Genomic DNA, 22,216 nt, shown 5'->3' with positions numbered 1-22,216 from the left:
CCGTATCACCCCTGGTGGTAGAGCCAGACCCTGAGCAGGGACAAGAGCCGGTCCAGGTCCACCGGCTTGGTGATGTAGTCGCTGGCACCCGCCTTGAGGCAGGCCTCGCGGTCCCCCTTCATCGCCTTGGCGGTCAGCGCGATCACCGGAAGCCGGCTGAAGCGGGGATCCTGCCGGATCAGCCGGATCGCCTGGTAACCGTCCATCTCGGGCATCATGATGTCCATGAGCACGATGTCGACGTCGGGCTGCTCGGCGAGCCGCTCCAGGGCCGCGCGGCCGTTCTCCGCCTCCACCACCTGCATCCCCTTCTCGCCCAAGGCGCTCGCCAGGGAAAAGACGTTGCGCATGTCGTCGTCCACCACCAGCACCTTTTTCCCGGCCAGCAGGGTGTCGTTGTCCAGGGTGGTCCGGATCATGTGCCGTTTCTCGGGGGGGAGCCGGCTTTCCATGACGTGCAAGAACAGGGTCACCTCGTTCAAAAGCCGCTCCGGGCTCTTGGCCCCCTTGATGATGACGCTCTCGGCGTAGCGCTGCAGCTTCGCGGTCTCCTCGGAACTGAGCTCCTGCCCGGTGTGGATGATCACCGGGACCCGGCGTTCCTCCCCCTGGTGGTGCAGGTGCTCGAGCACCTGGTACCCCGACATGTCGGCGAGTCCCAGGTCGAGGACCACGCAGTCGAAGTTCTCGCGGGTCAGCAGCTCGATCGCCTCGCGGCCGTTGGCCACCTGCGAGATGGCGATGTCGCGCCCCTCGAGAAGCGCGTGGAGCGCCGTGGCCTCGGCCGGATCGTCCTCCACGATGAGCACTTTTCCCGAGGTCCGCTCGACGGCACTTTCGATGGCGGCCAGGGTGAGGTCCAGCTGCTCCAGGCTGAGCGGCTTGGTGCCGAAACCGATCGCCCCCATGGCGAGCCCCTTTTGCTTCTCCTCGAGGCAGGTGAGAAAGTGCACCGGGATGTGCCGGGTGCGCAGGTTGTCGGTGAGCTTCTGCATGACCCCCCAGCCGTCCAGTCCCGGAAGCAGTACGTCGAGCAGGATGGCGCTCGGCAGGTAGCGCTCGGCAAGGATCACCCCGCTCGGGCCGTCGGCCGCCACGATGGCCGAAAAGCCGCGCTCGTGCACCTTCTCCATGAGGAGCTGCGCGAAGCTGAGGTCGTCCTCGACGATGAGGATGCAGCGCTCTCCGGGGGCCACGCGGTCCCGGTCGTCGGCTAAGGGGGGCGCCGCGAGGACCCCATCTGCCACCTGCCCGGCGGGGGGCGTCCCGGCTGCGGGGGGAGGGGTGGTCCCGGCTGCCTCGGCGTCCAGCGGCAGGTACAAGGTGAAGGTACTCCCCTGGTCCAATCCGCTTTCCAGGAGGATCTCGCCGTGCATGCCGCGGGCGAGCTGCCGCGAGATGGAGAGCCCGAGCCCGGTCCCGCCGTACTTGCGGCTGGTGGAGCCGTCGGCCTGGCGGAAGGCCTGGAAGATCGCCTCGTGCTTCTCGGCAGGTATGCCGATCCCGCTGTCCTTCACCTCGAAGGCGACGGCGGGGACCGGCAGCGGGTTGCGGGCACGCTCCGGGAGGTAGACCCTGAGCGTGACGCCCCCCTGGGAGGTGAACTTGATGGCGTTGGAGAGGAGGTTTTTCAGGACCTGCTGGGTGCGCTGCAGGTCCAGGACGACCCGCTCCGGAAGCTCCGGCTCGAACCGGGTCGCGAAGCTGAGCTCCTTCTGGGCGGCCTGGGGTTCCAGCGCAGCGGCGACCTGCTCGCCAAGCTCCCTCAGGTTGGACTCACGGTACACGAACTCCAGGCGCCCCGCCTCCACCTTGGAGAGGTCGAGGATGTCGTTGATGAGGTTCAAGAGGTCGCTGCCGGCCCCCTTGATGGTGGCGGCATACTCCACCTGCTTGGCGGTAAGGTTCCCTTCGCGGTTTTCCTGGAGCTGTCCCGAGAGGATCAAGAGGCTGTTGAGGGGCGTACGCAGCTCGTGGGACATGTTGGCCAAAAACTCCGACTTGTAGTTGCTCGCCTGCTCCAGGTCCCGCGCCTTCTGGGCCAACTCCTGGCTCGCCCGCTCGATCTCCCGGTTTTTCCCCTGGATCTGGGTGCGCTGCTGCTCGAGCAGTTGGGCCCGTTCCTCAAGCTCTTCGTTACTTTGCTGCAACTCCTCCTGCTGGACCCTCAGTTCCTCTTCCTGGGCCTGGCTCTGCAGCAGGAGCTCGTTGACCTGCTGGCGGGCCTGGCTCACGCTCAAGGCGACCGCCACGTTCTCCGCCGCCCCCACGAGGAAATCGAGTTCCAGGTCGCTTAAGGCGCGGAAGGTGGCAAGTTCCAGCACCCCGACCAGGCGCTCGTCCTGGGTGAGCGGCAAGGCGACCAGCGAGCGCGGCACCGCCTGCCCCAGCGCGGAGCCGATCATCAGGTAGTTCGGCGGCAGTTCGTCGAGGACCAGCATGCGGCGCTCGCGGGCCGCTTCGCCGGCCACCCCCTCGCCCAGGTGGATGCTGTCGTGCAGCGCCCTCCCCTGGGTGTAGGCGTAGTTGGCGGCGATCTTGAGGGCAGTGCTGCGATCGTCGTACAGGTAGAGCGCGGCGGCGCCCGCTTTCAAATAGCTGGCGACGAAGGTGAGGGCGTCGCCCGAAAGGGCGGCGGATGTCTTGTCCCCGCGCAGGTTCTGGTTGAGCTCGTTGAGCCCCCCCTTGATCCAGTTCTGGGCCTGTTCCCGGTCGCGCACGGCCCGGAGCTGCTCGTTTTGCACCTCGAGGTCCGCTTCGGTCCGGCTGCGCTGGGCGATCTCCCGGGTGAGGGCCACGAACACCAGCACCAGGATGATGAAACCGACCGCCGTCCCCGCTTCGAAGATGGCGAGGGTACGGGAGAGGCCCGCCGACTTCGCCTGGGAGCGCTCTTCGAGCAACTGTTTCTCGGTCCTGCGGAAATCGTCCACCTCGGCCCGGATCTGGTCCATGACGATCCTGCCCGAGTGGGTCAGGATGAGCTGCACGGCGGCATCGAGCCCCTTGAGCCGGCGCATCTCGATCACCTGGTCCAGGGTCTCCAGGCGTTTGCGCACCAGGGTCTCGATGCGGTCCAGCCGGTTCAGTTGACGTGCGTTGTCCTTGGAGAGGTTTCTGAGGGAGTGCTCTTTGGTGGTGATGACGCCCAGCGAATCACGGTAGGGCTCCAGGTACTCCTCGAGCCCGGTGATGATGAAGCCGCGCTGGCCGGTCTCGGCATCCTTTACCGCCGAGAACAGCAGGTCCACCTCGGAGAGCACCTGGTAGGTGTGGTTCTCCCAGAGATCGGCTTCGCGCACCCCCTCCATGCTGCGGTGCACCTGCCAGCCGATGATCAGGAAGATGGAGAGGGCAACGGCAAAGGCCAGAGAAAGTATCGGCTTCCGGGAACGAGTCTTGAGCATGTACACCCCATTGTCATCACACTGAATACTCGTTAAAATATTCTTTTTGACGTGCCCCTGTTTCTGAATCCACGGCACTGTGCTCACTAACAAGAAGAATCAATTGCTCTCTGCTATTACTGCATCTACAGATTAAAGACAAGACAGAACAGCAAAATCAGGGAGACTCTATCGGTAAGTAAGATTTTGACTTACCCATGAACCGGAATTTAGAGGACTTGCCGGCGATGTCGCACTATGAATCAGAATCGACGTGCCGTCGCTGTCGCTTTCCTTTTAAGGCACAGCAACGATTTTACCTGACTAAAGGAAAGATTCCAACGAGGTGGCCGTAGGGATTTCTCGTATCTGTTACCTTCGCAGATGTCTCACCAGGGCATCAACTCGACAGGTGTGACAGCCTTTCGATGCTTCCGGCACCTGGAGATTTCGGGAGAGCCCGGTCGGGCGGAGTTGCCGTCACGTGCCGAGTTGGCGCACCGGCCTTTTACCATGCACTCAAAGCTCGAGGCCCTGTGACACACGGCATCTTCTCCACTGGTGGAGAGCCCCGGCTCCCCGAATCATCCCTTGCCCGACTGAATCCTCTTTCACCTCTCCTCCAGCTGCAGATGGTATAATCACCGAAGCGCCGTGCGCTGTGTCGTGGAGCGCCCCGGTTTCTCAAGGCGGGGGCAGCTCAGGATGAGACACCGTAACGACGTTGACAGTACGGGGCGGGGCAGCATCACTATCCATTCGGCAGGATGAGGAGGTTTCAGATGCTTCAGACATCGTGGAAATATCGGGCCGCGGGTGCCCTCATGGGCGCCTTCATCGGTGACGCCCTGGGGCTGGGGCCGCACTGGTACTACGATTTGGGCGAGCTGCGCCGCGATTACGGCGACTGGATCACCGACTACACCGATCCCCGGCCGGGGCGCTACCACGCCGGACTCAAGGCGGGCCAGCTCTCCCAGGCGGGATACCTCCTGAGGCTCACAGCGCAGTCGCTGGTGGAGCGTGGCGGCTATGACGAGGCCGACTTCTGCTACCGGATGGACCAGGAGCTCTTGCCGCTTCTGGACGGGACCCCCATCAGCGGGCCGGGCTATTACACCAGCCAATCGATTCGCGAGCTCTACCGGCGCCGGGTCGAGCAGAACCTGCCCTGGGGCGAAACCGGCGGCCCTGCCGACACCACGGAGGCCATCGAGCGCACCCTGGCGCTTGCCGTGCGCTACGCCCGGGACCCGGGTAAGCTCGCGCAGAGCATTGCGGCGAACACCGTCCTTACCCAGAACGACGCCACCGTGGTCTCGATGACCGTGGCCTACGGGGCCGTACTCGGGATGCTGGTCCAGGGGCACCGCCTCGACGCGCAGCTCTCCATGAAGCTCATGAAACTCGTCAAGGAGGGGACACTCCCCTTCCACGCGGTGACCAGCGACAACCTAGGGCCGCCCCGACCCGGCGCCCCCGACCCGCCGCGGGTGGGGAAGTTCGCCTCGCCCGATGCGCTTTTGACCCCTTCCTACATGGCGCAGGCCGCGACCGACCCGGAGATCCGCATCGAGCCCGCCTGGAAGGTGTCCATCGTCTACGGGATGCCCTGCGCCATCTATCACCAACTCCCGGCGGCCTACTACCTGGCAGCACGTTTCCACGACGACTTCGAGTCGGCGGTCCTGCACGCGGTGAACGGCGGGGGGCAAAACCAGGCCCGCGCCATCCTGACCGGCGCCCTCGTCGGTGCCCAGGTCGGGCTATCCGGGATCCCGGAGCGTTTGATAGCCGGGCTGGATGACGCGCCGGTATTGCGAGCGCTGGCGCTGCACCTGGCAGACCAGGCGGCAGGCGAATAGCGAGGGGATGCCATGAGAACCCAGAGGATCAGCTTCGTCAATCGGCAGGGGGAGCGGCTCGCGGCACGGCTGGAGCTTCCCGAGGACGAGCGGCCGCTCGCCTACGCCATTTTCGCCCACTGTTTCACCTGCACCAAGGATCTGAATGCGGTGGTGCAGATCAGCCGCGCCCTGAGCAGCCGGCGCATCGCGGTCCTGCGCTTTGACTTCAGCGGTCTCGGGGAGAGCGAGGGGGAATTTTCCGCCACCACCTTCTCGTCCGAGGTGAGCGAGGTTCTGGCCGCGGCGCGCTTTCTCGAGGAGAGCTACCAGGCGCCCCAGCTCTTGATCGGTCACTCGCTGGGGGGCGCCGCGGTCCTGGCGGCAGCAGCGGAAATCCCCTCGGTGCGCGGCGTGGTGAGTATCGCGGCCCCCTTCAGGCCGGCCCACCTGCGCGGGCTTTTGGGGGAGTCTGCGGGTCGCATCGAACAGGAGGGGGAGGCGAAGGTGGAGATCGCCGGGCGCAGCTTCACCATCAGGAAGGAGCTCCTCGAGGACCTGGAGGCCCAGCAGCCAGAGGTAACCCTGCAGCGGCTCACGGCGGCGCTCTTGGTCTTGCACTCCCCCAAGGACGAGATCGTGCCGATTTCCAACGCCGCCGAGATCTACCGGGCCGCGCAGCACCCGAAGAGCTTCGTCTCGCTGGACCCGGCCGACCACCTGATGAGCGACCACCGAGACTCGCGCTACGCCGGGGAACTCATCGCTGCCTGGGCCGGACGCTACCTGACCGAGGCCGTGCCGGAGCTAATGACCGCGGAGCCCACGCCGCGGCTCGACAACCGGGTCACCGCCCACACCTTTGCCGGCGCCTTCCGCACTGAGATCTTCGCCAACGGCTATCCCCTGGTGGCGGACGAGCCGATCGCCTACGGCGGCATGAACGAGGGGCCCTCCCCCTACGAGTACCTCTTGGCCGCACTGGGTGCCTGTACCGGGATGACCGTGCAGATGTACGCGAAACGCAAGGGGTGGCCGCTCGAGGAGGCGGTGGTCCGGCTGTCACACCAAAAGATCCACGCCACGGACTGTCGGGACTGCCCGGACCCTGGCGCAAAGATCGACCTCATTGAGCGTGAGCTGGAGCTTTTAGGGGAGTTGGACGAGGAACAGCGCCGGCGCCTGGTGGAGATTGCCGAGCACTGCCCGGTGCATCGCACCATCACCGGCGAGGTGCGGGTGACCACCGGGCTCAAGGCGGAACCCGAGGGGGCGCCGGAGGGCGAGAGGCCGGAAGCGGGGTAGTTGCGGCAGGTTAGCCCGTGATTTGCGGTTGCAAAGCCTCCCTGGCTGTGGCACGTTGGGCCTGCCCGGGAGGTGCCTTTCATGAAAACGCGATCCGCCCTTTTTGGGGTGGGCGATATCAACGCCTTTTTCGGTCTGATGCTGGACAACATGTCGGACCTGGTCATCATGGCCGGGATCCTGACCGGGGTCTTCGGGCTGCCGCGCGACCTGGTGCTGACCCGCATGCTGCCGGGGAGCGCGGTCGGGGTACTGGTGGGGGACCTGCTCTACTCGTGGCTCGCCTGGCGCCTGGCCCAAAAAAGCGGCCGCGACGACGTGACCGCCATGCCACTGGGGCTCGACACCCCCTCGACCTTCGGCATGGCCTTCGGGGTGATCGGCCCCTGCTACCTCGCTACCAGGGACCCCCGGCTCACCTGGCAGGTGGCCATGGCCACCATCGCCCTCATGGGGCTCTTCAAGATCGCGGTTTCCTGGTGGGGGCCGGCCCTGCGCCGCGCCGTCCCGCGCGCCGGTCTTTTAGGGAGCATCGCCGCGGTAGCGCTGTTACTCATCGCTTACCTCCCCTTCCTGAAGCTCTTCGCCTCCCCGGTGGTCGGCTTTCTCTCCCTGGGCATCGTCTTCATCTCGCTGTTGGCGCGCTTCGAGCTGCCGCTCCGGGTTCCCGGCGCGCTGGCCGGCATCCTCGCAGGCACCGTCGCCTACTACCTTTTGGGCGCCCTGGGCCTACTCCCCGGCGGCGTCCACCCCCAGATCGCCGCACCCGCACTCGGCTTCAACCTGCCGCTCCCCACGCTCGAGTTTCTCCCGGGGATCCCCCGGGCCCTTGGCTACCTGCCGCTCGCCATCCCCTTCGCGCTCGCCACCGTGGTGGGGGGCGTCGACGTCGCCGAGAGTGCCGCGGTGGCCGGGGACGATTATCACACCCGGGACATCCTCCTGGTGGAGGGGGTTGCCACCCTGGTGGCGGGGCTCTGCGGCGGGGTGATCCAGTCCTGCCCCTACATCGGCCACCCGGCCTACAAGGAGATGGGGGGACGCTCCGGCTACACCATCGCCACCGGGCTCTTCATCGGGCTGGGGGCCGTGTTCGGCTACCTCTCCTTCTTCGTGGGACTGTTGCCCGAGGCGGCGGTCGCCCCCATCCTCATCTTCATCGGCATCGAGATTACCGCCCAGGCCTTCGAGGCCACGCCAAAGCGCCACTACCGTGCCGTGGCGATCTCCTTCGTGCCGGTGATCGCCTGCCTCATTTCCATCGAGTTCGGCCAAGTCCTCGCCGGGTTGGGGAAGAGCGCGACGGACTTGACCGGCGACGCCCTGGCCACCTGGAACGCCACCACCATCCTGGGCAACGGCTTCATCGTCACGTCACTTTTATGGGGAGCCGCCTTCGCCTACGTGCTGGACCATCGACCCGGGCGAGCCGCCATCTACCTCGGGGTCTGCGCGGTTCTTGCGCTGTGCGGGGTGATCCACTCGCCGCTGGCCTCCGGCGCCCTCTTCTCGCCGCTCGCCCCGCCTTCCCCCATGGTCTGGCAGATTGGCGCCGGCTACGCGGTACTGGCGCTGAGCTTTCTGCTTTTGCAGTGGCTAAAAGCCCCCCCGGCACGCGGATGACGCGGAAACCAAGGCAAAAAAGCCCGATCCAAACAAAATCTTTGGGTTAAACCCAGAAAAAGCTGTACCCGGCAGTTCTGCCTTTGTTTCTGGCCTTTTCCGTGTGCCAGGCTTTTGGTTGAATCGCCGCCCGGGACTGGCCGCTAACCCGGCGGGGCAGTCCCCTACCCTTCCACGAGCTGCCACTCGGCATACCCATCTTTGCGCTCCCGCACCAGGCGCCCGGACAGTGCCGCGCGCTTCCTCAAGGGGTGGGTCTTCACCGCGACATAGGCCCGTACCAGGGCAGCCATGGTGGCCTCCTGGAAGGTGAACGCGCTGCCATCCGCCAAGGTCACCGTCGTGCGCAGGTGCTGGTGCCCCTCCGGAATCTCCGCCACCACCCGCACCACGTCTTCGTTGCGTAACACTCTTGCCACCGGTTCCGTCTCCAGCATCAATTCCCCCCTCGCCCCTCAGGGCTGCGGCTTGGCGATCCACGCCGTGATCAGGTCCACCACCTGTTGTTCCATGCCGATGTAGCCGTGCCAGTGCAGGGCCTCGCACGGGTTACCGCGCGGGTTCGCCCCGCCGCTCACCATGACCTGGCGTTTCACCGGAGCGTTTTTCAGCCCCGCCAGGATCTGACCGACCTCATCAGGACGGCAGATCCTGCACTCGTCGTTTTGGTGGTGCAGCACCAGGACCGGCACCCGGATCTTCGCCAGGTCCTGCCAGGGCACCGCGCCGATGCGTTTTTGCGCCGTGACGCTTGAGGTGAGCACGATGCCGGCGAGTTCCCCGGGTGCCGCCACCCCGGCGAGTGCCGCGGTCGAGATGGTTCCCATGCTGGTCCCCACCACCCAGACCGGGAGCCCGGTGTCCTTCTTCAGGTACTCCAGCACCTTTTTCAGGTCGGCCACGTGCTCGTCGCCGATCCGGAAGCTGCCGTCCAGTTCGCTGCGGTCGCTGGGTTTCCCCACCAGGGCTACGTTATAGCCGCCAGCCGCAAAGAGATCTCGGCTGCGCACCAGGAAGTTGTTGGAGGTGGGAATCCCGTCCTTCATGCCGATCCCCCCGGCACCGCCGGTCAAGAGCATGAGCGTAGCCGCGGCTGCCGGTCGCTTCAGGTAGTAGAACGAGACGGTGACCTCAGGGCGGGTCGGGATGGTTACCAGCCGCCCCGGCTCGGCCCGGCAGGGCAGCGCCGCCAGCAGGGTGAAAAGCATGAGCAGCAGGCTCAGCATATGTTTGGTGCGCATACCACACCACCTCCACAAAGACTAAAACCAAATCGGGCAGATCAAGTTGTCGGCTCGCGCTATCTATATACCATGCTTACCTGCACTGCAAAAGCATCCGCTGTGTCATTTGGACCAGTTGCAGCAGACTGAGCTGCACCTTGCGGTACACTATCTGGTGGGGACAGATACGCTGCACGCCCAGGATAGAAACATTGACGCGTTCTTGACGCCTTGCCCCGGCATTTTAACACCATCTTTATCCCTCCGCCGGTATCGTTACAGTCAGGAGAACCACTTCAGAAAGCACGGGAGTGACCATGAAGATCTACCTCTTCGACAACGAGACCGGCTGCTACCAAGGCGAAGACTTCGTCGACGGGCCGCTCGACGACTCAGTCCCCACCAGCTTCACCGGCGCCACTACCATTGCGCCGCCCCCCTTCGGACCCGGCCAAGTCCCCATATTCCAGTCGCTGAGCGCGGCCTGGCAAATCTGTCGCATCACCGACCTGAAGCGCGGAGGGAGGAATCCATGAACGCGTACGAATGGACCCAGACCCTCATCTTCTTCCTGGTGCTTTTGGCCCTGGTTCGCCCCCTGGGGAGTTACCTGGCGCGCGTCTTTGCCGGCGAGCGCACCCTGCTCACCCCGCTTTTGGTCCCCTGCGAGCGGCTCATCTACCGGCTGTGCGGAGTCGAAGCCGACCGGGAGATGGACTGGCCTCGCTACACCTTCGGGATCCTCTGGTTCAACCTGATCGGAGGAGCCGCGCTCCTGGCCATCCTGCTCCTGCAGGGGGTGCTCCCCCTGAACCCGCAAAAGCTGCCGGGGTTCTCCTGGCACCTGGCGCTCAATACCGCCATCAGCTTCATGACCAACACCAACTGGCAGGCCTACGCAGGCGAGAGCGCCGCGAGCTATTTCAGCCAGGTGGTCGGCTTCGCGGTGCACAACTTCCTCTCCGCCGCCAGCGGCATCGTGGTTGCCATCGCGGCCATCCGCGGCTTCGTCAGGCGCCGCAGCACGGAGTTGGGCAACTGCTGGGTCGATCTCACCCGCTCGACGCTCTACCTTCTGCTGCCGCTGTCGCTGGTCTTCGCCCTGTTCCTGGTCTCCCAGGGGGTGATCCAGAACTTCCAGGGCTACCGCACCGTGCCGCTTGTGCAAAAGACCAGCTACAACAAGCCGAAGCTGGACGCGCAGGGGAACGCGCTCAAGGACGCCAAGGGGAATCCAGTCACCGAGAATGCCCCACTCACCGAGGTCACCATCCCCATGGGACCGGTGGCTTCCCAGGAGGCCATCAAGGAACTGGGAACCAACGGCGGCGGCTTCTTCAACGCCAACTCGGCGCACCCCTTCGAGAACCCCACCCCGCTCAGCAACCTGGTCGAGGTCTTTTTGATCCTCTGGGGCGGCGCGGGGCTCACCTACTGTTTCGGCGAGATGGCCGGCAATACCCGGCAGGGGTGGGCGATCCTCACCGTGATGCTGGCCCTCTTGGTGCTGGCGGTCGGGGTCAACTACTGGGCGGAGTCCGCCGGCAACCCGCTGGTATTCCACCAAGGGGTGACCCAGGCCAACCTGGAGGGGAAAGAGACCCGCTTCGGCATCGCCGGCAGCGCGCTCTTCACTGCCGCCACTACCGGGACCTCCTGCGGCGCGGTGAACGCCATGCACGACTCGATGACCCCGCTGGGCGGCATGGTGCCGCTCTCCCTGATCCTCCTATCCGAGGTGGTGGTGGGCGGCGTGGGGACCGGGCTCTACACCATGCTGGCCTTCGTGGTGATCGCCGTCTTCGTGGCGGGCCTCATGATCGGCCGCACCCCCGAATTCCTGGGCAAGAAGATTGAGGTGCGCGAGATGTGGATGTCCATCGTCACGGTGCTCACCTCGGGCGTCCTGGTTTTGATCTTCACGGCACTCGCCCTGGTAGTCCCCTCGGCGGTGGCCTCCATGGCGAACCCCGGGGCGCACGGGCTCTCCGAGGTGCTCTACGCCTTTGCCTCCATGTCCAACAACAATGGCAGCGCCTTCGCGGGGCTCAACGCCAACACGGTCTTTTACAACGTCTGCGGCTCGCTCGCCATGCTCGCCGGGCGCTTCGCCCCCATAGTGGCCACCCTGGCCATGGCGGGCTCGCTCGCCGGCAAGAAGTACGTTCCCGCGAGCCTCGGGACGCTCCCCACCGACAGGCTCCCCTTCATGCTCTGGCTCACCCTGGTGATCCTTATCGTGGGGGCGCTCACCTTCTTCCCGGCGCTTTCGCTCGGGCCCATCGTGGAACATCTCGTCATGGTGGGGAGGTAACTGACCATGTCCAAACATGCACCGCAACCGGTATCACTCTTCGACACGAGGCTCCTCAAGGCAGCCCTGGTCGAATCGTTCAAGAAACTCGATCCCCGCGACCTGTGGCGCAACCCCGTCATGTTGTGCGTCGAGTTGGCAAGCGTCATCACCCTGGTCACCTTCGTGGCCTCGCTGTCGGGCCACAACCCCGAGCCCGCCTGGTTTACCGGGCAGGTATCGGCCTGGCTCTGGCTCACCGTCATCTTCGCCACCTTTGCCGAATCGCTCGCCGAGGGGCGCGGCAAGGCCCGCGCCGCGTCGCTTAGAAAAAGCCGCACCGAGGTGACCGCGAAACTGGTGGCGCGCGCCGAGTTCAATGCTCCCTTCAAGGTGGTGCCGGCCCAGGAGCTGAAGAAGGGGGACCTGATCCTGGTCGAGGCGCACGAGCAGATCGCCGGCGATGGCGAGGTAGTGGCCGGCGCCGCCCTGGTGAACGAGTCGGCGGTGACCGGCGAATCGGCACCGGTGGTGCGCGAGTCGGGCGGCGACCGCAGCGCCGTGACCGGCGGCACCGAGGTGATCGCCAACGCCATCGTGGTGCGCATCACCGCAAACCCGGGCGAGACCTTCCTGGACCGGATGATCTCGCTCATCGAGGGGGCCAAGCGGCGCAAGACACCCAACGAGGTGGCGCTCGAGGTGCTGCTCATCGCGCTCACCCTGGTCTTTTTGCTGGTCTGCCTGAACCTGAGACCGCTTACCGTCTACAGCGTGACCGCAGCCGGCAAGGGAAGCCCGGTCTCCCTCACCGTCCTGGTGGCGCTCTTCGTCTGCCTGGCCCCTACCACCATCGCGGCCCTTTTGCCCGCCATCGGCATCGCCGGCATGGACCGGCTCTTCCAGAAGAACGTGATCGCCCTATCCGGCCGCGCCATCGAGGCGGCCGGCGACGTAAACGTGCTCCTTCTGGACAAGACCGGCACCATCACCCTGGGTAACCGCGAGGCGGTAGAGTTCGTCCCGGTTGGCGGCCACAGCGAACGCGAGGTCGCCGAGGCGGCACTTTGGGCCTCCCTGGCCGACGAGACCCCCGAGGGGAGGAGCGTGGTGGTCCTCGCCAGGAAGTGCTGCAGCCTGAAGGCTGAGGCCCTGCCCGCCGACGCGCGTATCATCGCCTTCTCCGCCGACACCCGGCTCTCCGGTCTCGACACCGCCGGCTGCCGGTACCGCAAGGGTGCCTCCGACTCCATCGTCGCCTTCGTGAAGGGGCTGGGGGCGGCCGCGGTTCCCGCCGATCTTGCCGACGTGGTGGACCGCATTGCCCGGGCCGGCGCTACGCCCCTGGTGGTGTGCCGCGACGGCGAGATCTTCGGGGTGATCAACCTGAAGGACATCGTCAAGGGAGGCATCCAGGAGCGCTTCCAGCAGTTGAGGAGCATGGGGATCAAGACCGTGATGATCACCGGCGACAACCCTTTGACCGCGGCGGCCATTGCGGCCGAGGCCCAGGTGGACGACTTTCTGGCCCAGGCCAAGCCCGAGGACAAGCTACGCCTCATCAAGGAAAACCAGGAGGCCGGTTTCATGGTGGCCATGACCGGCGACGGCACCAACGACGCGCCCGCGCTGGCCCAGGCCGACGTCGCGGTGGCCATGAACACCGGCACCCAGCCGGCCCGCGAGGCGGCCAACATCATCGACCTCGACTCGAACCCAACCAAGCTTCTGGACATCGTGGAGGTGGGGAAGCAGATCCTGATGACCCGGGGCAACCTGACCACCTTCTCGATCTCCAACGACGTGGCCAAGTACTTCGCCATCGTGCCGGCTATGATGATCTCGGTCTACCCGCAGCTCGGCGTCTTGAACGTGATGCGGCTGGCGACGCCGCTTTCCGCGATCCTCTCCGCGGTCATCTTCAACGCCCTGGTCATCCCGTGCCTGGTGCCCTTGGCGCTTAAAGGGACCAAGTTCCGCCCCATGCCCGCCGAGCGGCTCTTGATCAGCAACCTGTTCATCTTCGGCCTGGGCGGGGTGCTGGCGCCGTTTGTGGGGATCAAGGCGATCGATATGGTGCTGGGACTGTTTTGAAGGCGGGGCTAGGGGCTAGGGGCTAGGGGCTAGGGGCTAGGGGCTAGGGGCTAGGGGCTAGGGGCTAGGGGCTAGGGGCTAGGGGCTAGGGGCTAGGGGCTAGGGGCTAGGGGCTAGGAAAATGCTACGCGAGGTATCACCATGCGAGAACTGAAATCGGCACTGTTGCTGTTCATCACCTTCACCGTCATCTGCGGAGGCATTTATCCTCTGGCGGTTACCGGGTTGGCTGCGCTAGTATACCCCGGCCAGGCCTCGGGAAGCCTGATCGCCGATCGGCAGGGGCGCGTGGTGGGCTCCCGGCTGATCGGGCAGCCCTTCTCGGAGAGCCGCTACTTCTGGCCACGACCCTCGGCCACCACGGACTTCCCCTATAACCCGCTGGGCTCGGGCGGTTCGAACCTGGGTCCCACCAACCCCGACTACCTGAAGACGGTGGCCCAGCGGGTCGCGGACCTGAGGGCGAGCGGCCTGACGGGGACCCTGCCGGCCGACCTGGTGCAGGCCTCGGCAAGCGGGCTCGACCCGCACATCTCGCCGCAGGCGGCCCGGCTCCAGGCGCCCCGCGTGGCGCACGCCCGGGGACTTGCCCCGGCAGAGCTGGACCGGCTGATCGCCCGGCACACCGAGGCACGCCAACTGGGCTTTCTGGGCGAACCGCGGGTGAACGTACTGGTACTGAATCTCGCTTTGGACGGAGCACGCTAAGCCATGACGACGCAGACCGACGAGACACGCCCCTCCCCCGAGGCGCTCCTCAAGCTGGCCCAGTCCGAAGAGGCCCGTCAGGGGACCGGGAAGCTCAAGATCTTCCTGGGCTACGCGGCCGGGGTGGGCAAGACCTACGCCATGCTCGAGGCGGCCCGGCAGCGTCAAAACGAGGGGCGCGACGTGGTGGTGGGCTACGTCGAATCGCACGGCAGGAACGAGACCGACCACCTTTTGGAGGGGCTGGAGCAGGTACCGCGGCTTACGCTCGACTACCTGGGCGTGCCGCTTAGCGAAATGGACCTCGACGCGGTGCTGGCCCGACATCCGCAGATCGCCCTGGTCGACGAGCTGGCCCACTCCAACGCACCCGGCTCGCGCCACGAGAAACGCTGGCAGGACGTGGAGGAACTCCTCGCCGCCGGCATCGACGTCTACACCACGGTGAACATCCAGCACTTCGAGAGCCTGAACGACGCGGTGGCCCAGATCACCGGCGTCACGGTGCGCGAGACGGTGCCGGATTCGCTCCTGGACCAGGCTCTGGAGATCCGCCTGGTGGATATCCCGCCCGAGGATCTCTTGCAGCGCCTCCAGGAGGGGAAGGTCTACATCCCCGAAAAGGCGGCCCGCGCCGCCAAGCAGTTCTTCAAGCCGGGCAACCTGATGGCGCTGCGCGAGCTCTCCCTGCGCCGTGCGGCTAGCCGGGTGGACGACCAGGTGCGCGCCTACATGGAATCGCGCGCCATTGCGGGGCCCTGGCCGGTTGCCGACCGGCTCCTGGTCTGCGTCAGCGGCAGCCCCTTCAGCGAACGGCTCATCCGCACCACCCGGCGGCTGGCCGACGAACTGAAGGCGTCCTGGCACACGGTCTACGTGGAGACACCCGGCGGCGACCCGCACACCCGCGAGAACCGGGAGCGGGTCTGGAAGGACCTGCGGCTCGCCGAGAGCCTGGGGGCCCAGGTGGCGAGCCTCAGCTCCACCTCGGTTGCCGAGGCACTGGTCGATTACGCGGTGCGCAACAACGTGAGCAAGATCGTGGTGGGCAAGCCGGCCAAGCCGCGCTGGCGCGAATTCCTGCGCACCCCCCTGGTGGACCAGGTGATCCGGCTCTCCGGATCGATCGACGTGCACGTGGTGAGCATTCAGGCAGCCACGGAGCCTGCCAAGACACTGCCGGCATCCCAGAAGCGGCGGCGCCACCTGCCGGGTTACCTGAAGAGCCTCGCCCTGGTCCTGGCCACGGCCCTTTTGTGCGAGCCGGCACGCCACTTCCTCGCCCCCACCAACCTCGCCATGTTCTTCCTCCTGGCGGTGGTGCTGGCGGCCACGCGACTGGGGCGCCAGGAAGCGATCTGCACCGCCTTTTTCAGCGTGCTTGCCTTCGACTTCTTCTTCGTGCCGCCGCGCTTCACCTTCGGGGTGGCCGACACCCAGTACTTCATCACCTTCGCCGCCCTGTTCACCGTAGGCGTAGTGATCAGCAACCTGGTCTCCCAGTCGCGCGAGCGCGCCGAGGCGATCCGCGAGCGCGAGATCCAGACCTCGAGCCTCTACTACCTAAGCCGCGACCTCGCCGTCGCCTCCGATCTGAAGGGGATCCTGGAAGCGCTGGTGAAGAACATCGAAGAAAGCCTGGGGGCGCGCCTGGTGGTGCTGCTGCCCGAGGGGGAGCGGCTGGCGGCGCGTGCGGCCAGCAGCGGCTTCGAGCTGAGCGTGAAAGAGGAGGCGGTGGCCGACTGGGCCTTCAGGAACCGGATGGCGGCCGGGCGCGGCACCGAGACCCTGAGCCAGTCCGGGCATCTCTACCTCCCGCTGCAGACCACCGGGGATGTGCTGGGGGTCATGGGGGTAGAGCTCAGGAACCAGGGAGAATACGATTCGCCCCTGAGCCGCCGGCTCTTGCAGGCCTTCGCCTCGCAGGTGGCGCTCGCCATCGAGCGGGTGCAGTTTGCCCAGCAGGCCGAGCAGGCCCAGATCATCCAGGCGCGGGAGGGCCTCGAGCGGGCACTCCTGAACTCGGTATCCCACGACCTGCGCACCCCGCTGGTTTCCATCTACGGTGCGCTCGCCACGCTGCGGGAGCGCGGCAGCCTCACCGAGTCGGCGCGCGGCGAGCTCTTGGAGCAGGCCTGGGAGGAGGCGGGACGTCTGAACCGATTCGTAGGGAATCTCCTGGACATGACACGGTTGGAGGCGGGGGCGCTCAAGGTGAGAAAGGTGCCCTGCGACGTGCAGGACCTGGTGGGCTGCGCATTGGCTGCCCTGGAGCCGCAGCTCGAGGGGCACGGCCTGCGGCTGTCGGTGCCGGCCGAGCTCCCCGAGGTGAGCATGGACCTGGTGCTGATGACCCAGGTGCTGGTGAACCTTCTGGACAACGCGCTCAAGTACGCGCCGCCCGAGGCGGAGCTGGAGGTTAGTGCCGCGGTAGCCGAGGACCGGCTCATCCTGGCGGTGGCGGACCACGGTCCTGGCGTAACCCGGCAGGACCTGGGGCGCATCTTCGACAAGTTCTACCGGGTGCCGGTGCCCGAGGGGGCCGGCGGCACCGGGCTCGGGCTCTCCATCTGCAAGGGGATCGTCGAGGCCCACGGCGGCAACATCCGCGCCGAGAACCGCCAGGGCGGCGGGTTGCGGGTGGTGATCACCCTGCCGCTGGGGTGATCAGAACATAAGAGGGGACTGGCACCTGCGGAGCCAGTCCCCTTCTCGTTTCCATCGTCTCGCCCTCCCCTGCCCTACCCGCCACTCCTCATCCGGTATCCCACCCCCGGCTCGGTCAGGATGTAGCGCGGGCGGGAGGCGTCGGCCTCCAGCTTGCGCCGCAGGTTACTGATGTTGACCCGCAGGACGTGGGGCTGCTCCAGGTAGGCGACGCCCCAGATCTGCTTCAGGATCTGGCTGTGGGTGAGCACCTTGCCGGCGTGGCTCACCAGAAGGCGCAACAACTCGTACTCGGTCGGGGTCAACTGCACCTCGGCGCCGGCTACGGAAACCCGGCGTAGCGGCAGGTCGACCTCCAATTCCCCCACCCGGAAGACCGGCTCGGGCGCCTGCTGCAGCGAGCGCCTGAGCGCTACCTTGACGCGCGCCAGGAGCTCGCCGATACCGAAGGGCTTGGTGAGGTAGTCGTCGGCGCCGGTGTCGAGCGCCTGCACCTTGTCGTCCTCGCGCTCGCGCACCGACAGGACAATGATGGGAACCTGGGACCACTCGCGGATGCGCCGGATCACCTCGATGCCGTCCAGGTCCGGCAGCCCCAGGTCGAGCAGGATGACGTCCGGGCGCACGGCAACCGCCGCGGCGAGTCCGGTATGTCCGGAATCCGCCAGGTGCACCGAGAACTCACCCGGGTCGAGCGCCGTCTTCAAAAAGCGCTGGATGGCGTGCTCGTCGTCCACCACCAGGATGCGCGGCAGGTTCTTTGTCGTACCTGCTGTCATGTAATCCCGCCCCCTTTCACGAGTCAGCACCGTCTGATTCATCTTACCTCTGCCTGCATCAAGGGCGCATCAAGATAGCCCTCGGGAACCTCAAGAACGCATCAAGATCACTGTGCCGCCGGGCTTGCCGCGATGACCGGAGGTCAGATGATGTTCCTGCTGTGCTCGGTAAGGGCGAGGTAGCTGCGGTGCGCGGCCAGGTAGCGGGCGTCCTCCGCGTAGTTGGTCGGGTAGACCTCGGGGACCGATCGGTGCACCAGGTCACGGTCCACGTTGACGAAGGTGAAGAGGCACGAGTTGGAGAGCGCCTTGCTGGTGCGGTCCCGGCTGATCCGCTCGATGTTCGCCTCGACGCAGATGTAGCTCCCGTTGGTGTAGACCACCCGGCTCGTGTAGTGCAGCTTGTCCCCCATGCGCACCGGATGGAAGAAGTTGATCCGGTTCACCGCGGCGATGATGGAGCGCTCCGGCGCCACCAGCTCGGAGCAGATCGAGGAGATCTCGTAGGCGCGCCTGACCAGGTAGCCGCCGAAGATCTTCTGCGGCACGTTCTCGAACTCGGGGTACATGCGCTCCCAGGAGTCCGCCACCAGGCGTCCCGCCAAAAGCCCCTGGAAGCCGGGGGCGTCCTGGGCGTTGTGCAGACCGGCCAGCATCTGGTACTCCTCGTGACTGGGGGGGCCGGACAAGAGCGCCTGCTGCTGCCGGTACTCCTCGCGGCGCGCCACCGCCTTGTGCGCCCTGAGCTTTTCGGTTTCGTCCTGGTACTCGAGCGGCGGCAGGACCACGCTCACCGCATCCTCCCCCATGCCGGAGCGCGCCACCATGGTGAAGTAGCAGGAGGCCACGTGGTTCGCCGGCTCTCCCGGCTGGTCCACCCGGATCCCGATCTCCAGTGAGGAGCGGCCGACATGGTTGATGCGCGCCTGGCAGACCAGGTCCCGGTTCACGTCGGCGGGGTGACGCACCACCACGTTGTCGATGGCGGCGGTCACCACGCGGGCCTGCGGGTGGAACCGGTTCACGTAGTTGAGTGCCGTTTCCTCGGCGACCTTGTCCAGTACCTCCAGTAAAAGACCGAAGCGGATGTTCCCCTGCAGGTCATCCTCCAGCACCTTGAAGCGGCGCCGCATCTCTGGATCGCTCCCCAAGGGAAGCGTCTGCACGAAGGTGGTTTCGGTGGGTGTAGTCATAGCACAACTCCTTTTCTCACATAGCTCGAAGCCCCATAACCATTAGCAGGTTTAGCGGATATTTCCAGTGCCAGCCTCTTTCACAAAGATCGTTCGCCTCACACATCCAGTCCCCGCGGTTTCAAGACCCTTTTTATGAGCTGTTCCGCCGCGGTACAGCACTGTTCGTTCCCGGGACACTCAATTCATTAAACTAGAGCAGCAAAGCACGGTACTTCCCGCACTTAGCCAAATGGCATCATCCGTGTAAGAGAAAGTGCATGGCAATGAGCCCACGAAATAGTGTGCCCAGCGGGAACATCGCACAAGGAGGAATATATCATGGCAATCGGCAATGCTCTGGTCAAGCTCGGTGAGGTTACCGACGAACTGATCCAACTGGTGAGCTTCAATCTCAATGGTGAAGAGTACGGTATCGAGGTGCTCAAGGTGCGGGAAATCATCCGGCTTCCCAGCCTGACCAAGACTCCCAACACTGCGCACTTCATCGAGGGGATCATCAACCTGCGCGGCAAGGTGATCCCGATCATCTCCCTGCGCAAGCGCTTCAACCTGCCGGAGCTGGCGCAGGACAGCCAGACCAGGATCATCATCATGGATGTCGGCAGCAACCTGGTCGGTTTCATCGTGGACAGCGTAGCCGAGGTGATCAGGCTGCGCAGCAGCGAGATCCAGCCTCCTCCGGCGATCATCCTCTCGGGGCAGGGAACCGTCGGGCAGGAGTATATCACGGGGGTCTACAATCATGGCGAACGACTCCTGATCATCATGGACGTGGACCACATGTTCTCGGACGAGGACCGCAGCGGCATCGTGTCGGCATTCGAGTAGCAGCGGCCGGGACCTGGGTTCCCAATAGAGGGAGCCCAGGCGTACCGGGCTGAAAACATTTGCGATTGCTAAGCAACTCCCCTATAGTGAGCGACGTTTGCCGAGGGCTGACGGATCACGACCAGAGGGGGAGTATGTGGCCGCGTACCTGATTACCATCTTTCTCAGTTCGTTCCTGCTCTTTCAGGTCCAGCCCCTGATCGGGAGATACATCCTTCCCTGGTTCGGCGGCAGTCCCGCCGTCTGGACCACCTGCATGCTCTTTTTCCAGGTGATGCTCTTGGCCGGCTACGGCTACGCGCACTACCTGACCGGCCTCGCTGCCAAAAAGCAGCGCCTGCTGCACCTCTTTCTGCTGGCCGCCTCCCTCGCCTTTTTGCCCATCGCACCTTCGGCTGCCTACTGGAAAAGCAGCTCGGAGGGGAGCCCGCTCGGCGCCATCCTCTTGCTGCTGACCGTGAACATCGGCGCTCCCTACCTGATACTCTCCTCCACGGCTCCCCTCGTGCAGCACTGGTTTGCGCGCTCCTTCCCGGAACGCTCCCCCTATCGGCTCTACGCACTCTCCAACAGCGCATCGCTTCTGGCACTGGTGAGCTACCCGTTCCTGGTGGAACCGACACTCACCTTGAGCCGGCAGGTCGGCCTCTGGAGTTGGGGATTTCTGCTCTTCGCAGCAAGCTGCACCTGGTGCACGCTGCTGAGTACGCGGGAGGAGGGGAGCGGCGAGGACATCACTTCGTGGCAACGCCCTCACCCCGACCCTCTCCCGGAGGGCGAGAGGGAAGCGGATGTGCCCCCCCCGGCGACACAGGAGAGTCCGCCAGGCAGCGGCCTCACCCTCCTCTGGCTCATGCTATCGGCCTGCGGCTCGGCGGCGCTGCTCGCCACCACCAACCAGGTCTGCCAGGAAGTCGCCGTGGTCCCCTTTCTCTGGGTGGCGCCCCTCACCTTGTACCTGGTTACCTTCATCATCTGCTTCAACAGTGACCGCGGCTACCAGCGCGGCGCCTTCGCCACCATGTTCTTCATTTCGCTCTTGCCGGCCTGCTGGCTGCTCTATGCCAAGAAGAGCGCCTCGCTGCCGATCGAGTTGCTGGTCTTTCTCGAGCTGCTTTTCGCCTGCTGCATGGTCTGCCACGGCGAACTGGTCCGGTTGCGCCCCGGCCCGCGCTACCTGACCCGCTTCTACCTCACCATGTCGGTTGGCGGTGCCGTGGGCGGCCTGTTCGTGGCGCTGGTGGCTCCGCTTTTCTTCAAAGGTTACTGGGAGCTCCCCATCGTACTGACCGCCTCGAGCCTCGCGCTCGCCCTCACCTGGTACCGGGAGGGGGGCCGACGCCCCCGGAACCGCAGGGCGCTGGCGGGTGTGGCGCTGGCGACGCTCTCCCTGGCGGGATTCACCATCTTCTACATTGCCAAGAGCGACGGTGGCGCCCTGGCCAGTAGCCGCAACTTCTACGGTGTACTGCGCGTGGTCCCCTCCTGGGACAGCCGCGGCTCGCTGCTCTACCTGGTGAACGGCCGGGTGCTGCATGGTTTCCAGTACCAGGACCCGCAGCTCAAAAAACTCGCCACCACTTACTACGCCCCGGAAAGCGGCGTCGGCTTGGCGCTGCGCTTCCATCCGCGCCGCACGGCGGCAGATCCGGAGCGGCGCGCTCTGCACATCGGGGTGGTGGGGCTGGGAACCGGCACCCTGGCAGCGTACGGTCAAAAGGGGGACAGCTTCCGCTTCTACGAGATCAACAACGACGTGATCGATTTCGCCGACCGCTACTTCAGTTTCCGCCGCGACTCGGCAGCACGCGTCGAAACGGTCCCCGGCGACGCCCGGATCCAGATGGAAGCGGAACTGAAGAGGCAGCAACCCCAGAAGTTCGACGTCCTGGTCGTCGATGCCTTCACCAGCGATTCCATCCCGGTGCACCTCCTGACCCGGGAGTGCGTCTCCATCTATCGCCAGCACCTCAATCCCGACGGACTGTTGCTGATCCACGTCACCAACCACTTTCTCGATCTGGTCCCGGTGGTCGAGGCGCAGGCCCGAACCTTCGGGTACCGCACCGCGACCATCAGCTCGAAACGGCAACAGGTGGGAGAGTCGGACTGCCTCTGGATGGTGGTAACCAACAACGAGGCATTCCTGAAACGCGAGGAGATCCGCTCGCGAAGCATCGAGCACGAGACCGGGAGCCGGCAGGTAACGGGGTGGACCGACGATTTCGTCAGCCTCTGGCAGATCGTGAAATGGTAAGCGGCCACCACGA

The 22,216-nt window shown here is 65.4% G+C and carries 15 protein-coding genes; 10 read left to right on the top strand and 5 right to left on the bottom strand.

Translation table 11 applies throughout. The features are described from left to right. Window positions 1–5: 5 nt before the first annotated feature. The gene (locus H7688_RS15970; RefSeq protein ID WP_246329833.1) at window positions 6–3,407 is read right to left on the bottom strand and encodes a response regulator; all 3,402 of its coding nucleotides are present in this window, start codon (window positions 3,405–3,407) and stop codon (window positions 6–8) included. Window positions 3,408–4,168: 761 nt separating this feature from the next. Here H7688_RS15970 and H7688_RS15965 point away from each other — a divergent pair. The 3 genes from H7688_RS15965 to H7688_RS15955 all read left to right on the top strand — a co-directional run bounded on the left by H7688_RS15965 (window position 4,169) and on the right by H7688_RS15955 (window position 8,158). Then, window positions 4,169–5,251 carry an ADP-ribosylglycohydrolase family protein gene (locus H7688_RS15965; RefSeq protein WP_183362182.1) on the top strand — a complete coding sequence of 361 codons (1,083 nt, stop codon included), beginning with the start codon at window positions 4,169–4,171 and terminating at the stop codon, window positions 5,249–5,251. A 12-nt stretch (window positions 5,252–5,263) separates the two neighbouring features. Further along, window positions 5,264–6,535, top strand: coding sequence for a bifunctional alpha/beta hydrolase/OsmC family protein (locus H7688_RS15960; RefSeq protein ID WP_183362181.1), 1,272 nt, complete (start codon window positions 5,264–5,266; stop codon window positions 6,533–6,535). An 81-nt stretch (window positions 6,536–6,616) separates the two neighbouring features. Further along, window positions 6,617–8,158 carry a SulP family inorganic anion transporter gene (locus tag H7688_RS15955; RefSeq protein ID WP_183362180.1) on the top strand — a complete coding sequence of 514 codons (1,542 nt, stop codon included), beginning with the start codon at window positions 6,617–6,619 and terminating at the stop codon, window positions 8,156–8,158. 164 nt (window positions 8,159–8,322) lie between these two features. Here the strand turns inward: H7688_RS15955 and H7688_RS15950 are convergent, their stop codons facing one another. Next, complete coding sequence (locus H7688_RS15950) at window positions 8,323–8,595, bottom strand: hypothetical protein (protein ID WP_183362179.1); 273 nt, start codon at window positions 8,593–8,595, stop codon at window positions 8,323–8,325. An 18-nt stretch (window positions 8,596–8,613) separates the two neighbouring features. Then, complete coding sequence (locus tag H7688_RS15945; protein WP_198424503.1) at window positions 8,614–9,399, bottom strand: alpha/beta hydrolase; 786 nt, start codon at window positions 9,397–9,399, stop codon at window positions 8,614–8,616. Between the two features lie 299 nt (window positions 9,400–9,698). On the opposite strand from H7688_RS15945, the gene H7688_RS15940 reads away from it, so the two are divergent. The 5 genes from H7688_RS15940 (at window position 9,699) to H7688_RS15920 (ending at window position 17,143) form a co-directional block, all read left to right on the top strand. Then, complete coding sequence (locus H7688_RS15940) at window positions 9,699–9,917, top strand: hypothetical protein (protein ID WP_183362178.1); 219 nt, start codon at window positions 9,699–9,701, stop codon at window positions 9,915–9,917. Continuing rightward, window positions 9,914–11,695, top strand: a complete 1,782-nt coding sequence (gene kdpA / locus H7688_RS15935; protein WP_183362177.1) for a potassium-transporting ATPase subunit KdpA — start codon at window positions 9,914–9,916, stop codon at window positions 11,693–11,695. Before H7688_RS15940 ends, kdpA begins: the two co-directional genes overlap by 4 nt. Before the next feature lie 6 nt (window positions 11,696–11,701). Then, entirely contained in the window at window positions 11,702–13,768 is a 2,067-nt protein-coding gene (kdpB, locus tag H7688_RS15930; RefSeq protein ID WP_183362176.1) for a potassium-transporting ATPase subunit KdpB, read from the top strand. A 141-nt stretch (window positions 13,769–13,909) separates the two neighbouring features. Next, window positions 13,910–14,476, top strand: coding sequence for a potassium-transporting ATPase subunit KdpC (kdpC, locus tag H7688_RS15925; RefSeq protein ID WP_183362175.1), 567 nt, complete (start codon window positions 13,910–13,912; stop codon window positions 14,474–14,476). A 3-nt stretch (window positions 14,477–14,479) separates the two neighbouring features. After that, window positions 14,480–17,143, top strand: coding sequence for a DUF4118 domain-containing protein (locus H7688_RS15920; RefSeq protein WP_183362174.1), 2,664 nt, complete (start codon window positions 14,480–14,482; stop codon window positions 17,141–17,143). 74 nt (window positions 17,144–17,217) lie between these two features. Here H7688_RS15920 and H7688_RS15915 read toward each other — a convergent pair whose 3' ends face one another. Both H7688_RS15915 and H7688_RS15910 read right to left on the bottom strand, forming a co-directional pair. Beyond that, the gene (locus tag H7688_RS15915) at window positions 17,218–17,922 is read right to left on the bottom strand and encodes a response regulator (RefSeq protein ID WP_183362173.1); all 705 of its coding nucleotides are present in this window, start codon (window positions 17,920–17,922) and stop codon (window positions 17,218–17,220) included. Window positions 17,923–18,065: 143 nt separating this feature from the next. Beyond that, window positions 18,066–19,115: an acyl-CoA thioesterase gene (locus H7688_RS15910; protein ID WP_183362172.1), complete on the bottom strand. Its 1,050-nt coding sequence runs from the start codon at window positions 19,113–19,115 to the stop codon at window positions 18,066–18,068. 321 nt (window positions 19,116–19,436) lie between these two features. Between H7688_RS15910 and H7688_RS15905 the strand changes: the two genes are divergently transcribed. Further along, on the top strand, window positions 19,437–19,946 hold the full coding sequence (locus H7688_RS15905; RefSeq protein ID WP_183362171.1) for a chemotaxis protein CheW: 510 nt from the start codon (window positions 19,437–19,439) through the stop codon (window positions 19,944–19,946). 136 nt (window positions 19,947–20,082) lie between these two features. After that, window positions 20,083–22,203: a spermidine synthase gene (locus H7688_RS15900; RefSeq protein ID WP_183362170.1), complete on the top strand. Its 2,121-nt coding sequence runs from the start codon at window positions 20,083–20,085 to the stop codon at window positions 22,201–22,203. Window positions 22,204–22,216: the final 13 nt, after the last annotated feature.

The organism is Geomonas limicola, assembly GCF_014193675.1.
Classification (GTDB): Bacteria; Desulfobacterota; Desulfuromonadia; order Geobacterales; family Geobacteraceae; genus Geomonas; species Geomonas limicola.
This window is presented reverse-complemented; position numbering and strand designations above follow the sequence as displayed.

Coding starts and splice junctions, on each gene's coding strand:
- H7688_RS15970 (WP_246329833.1), bottom strand. CDS start 3,407: ATGCTCAAGACTCGTTCCCGGAAGCCGATACTTTCTCTGGCCTTTGCC.
- H7688_RS15965 (WP_183362182.1), top strand. CDS start 4,169: ATGCTTCAGACATCGTGGAAATATCGGGCCGCGGGTGCCCTCATGGGC.
- H7688_RS15960 (WP_183362181.1), top strand. CDS start 5,264: ATGAGAACCCAGAGGATCAGCTTCGTCAATCGGCAGGGGGAGCGGCTC.
- H7688_RS15955 (WP_183362180.1), top strand. CDS start 6,617: ATGAAAACGCGATCCGCCCTTTTTGGGGTGGGCGATATCAACGCCTTT.
- H7688_RS15950 (WP_183362179.1), bottom strand. CDS start 8,595: ATGCTGGAGACGGAACCGGTGGCAAGAGTGTTACGCAACGAAGACGTG.
- H7688_RS15945 (WP_198424503.1), bottom strand. CDS start 9,399: ATGCGCACCAAACATATGCTGAGCCTGCTGCTCATGCTTTTCACCCTG.
- H7688_RS15940 (WP_183362178.1), top strand. CDS start 9,699: ATGAAGATCTACCTCTTCGACAACGAGACCGGCTGCTACCAAGGCGAA.
- kdpA (WP_183362177.1), top strand. CDS start 9,914: ATGAACGCGTACGAATGGACCCAGACCCTCATCTTCTTCCTGGTGCTT.
- kdpB (WP_183362176.1), top strand. CDS start 11,702: ATGTCCAAACATGCACCGCAACCGGTATCACTCTTCGACACGAGGCTC.
- kdpC (WP_183362175.1), top strand. CDS start 13,910: ATGCGAGAACTGAAATCGGCACTGTTGCTGTTCATCACCTTCACCGTC.
- H7688_RS15920 (WP_183362174.1), top strand. CDS start 14,480: ATGACGACGCAGACCGACGAGACACGCCCCTCCCCCGAGGCGCTCCTC.
- H7688_RS15915 (WP_183362173.1), bottom strand. CDS start 17,922: ATGACAGCAGGTACGACAAAGAACCTGCCGCGCATCCTGGTGGTGGAC.
- H7688_RS15910 (WP_183362172.1), bottom strand. CDS start 19,115: ATGACTACACCCACCGAAACCACCTTCGTGCAGACGCTTCCCTTGGGG.
- H7688_RS15905 (WP_183362171.1), top strand. CDS start 19,437: ATGGCAATCGGCAATGCTCTGGTCAAGCTCGGTGAGGTTACCGACGAA.